General features: G+C 59.1%; 1 protein-coding gene. It reads right to left on the bottom strand.

The genetic code is table 11. The features are described 5' to 3' along the window. A partial coding sequence (locus tag D3H34_RS34890) for a cysteine hydrolase family protein (protein WP_491047166.1) occupies positions 1-358 on the bottom strand: 358 nt, incomplete at its 3' end. Between the last annotated feature and the right edge of the window lie 204 nt (positions 359-562).

The following is a 562-nucleotide window of genomic DNA, read 5'->3' as shown; positions in this document are numbered from 1 at the left end:
GCGCGCGCAGCTGGGCGTCGTTGGCGCCCAGTTTGGACGGGTTCTGTTCCGTGCCCCAGACGGGCACTTCGAGGTGCCGGGCCACCTGGGCCAGCACGCGGGCATTGGCCAGCACGGCCGCGGCGTCAAAAATGGCCGGCATCAGACGCTCTTGATAATCCACCAGCACCAGCTGGGATTCAAACGAGTCAAGCAACATGGAAATCTTTCTTTTTCGGTCCGCAATGGCTGCATTGTCGCAGCCTGGGCCAGCCCCTGGAATCTGACGGGCTGCCGCGGCCATGGCGAGCCGCAGCGTCAATAGAAATGCGTTCCAATCCAGAAAAAAATCGCAAAATTGCGCATCAAGGTGCGCCAAACAATCTTTCCATGTTACCCTTTGTCTCCATGTCCAGATGGTTGTGTGCCCTTCTTTTTACCTGTGTCAGCGCCCATGCAGCGCCTGACGGTCGCTCCGACGACGACATGCAGCGCATGCTGGTCAGCAAGGGCCTGATTTCGCAGATCAATACCCAATTGCACGAAGCCGGCCACAACGTGGCGACGCGCACTTCCGAACTGG

The sequence above is a fragment of the Acidovorax cavernicola genome (assembly GCF_003581445.1).
This window is presented reverse-complemented; position numbering and strand designations above follow the sequence as displayed.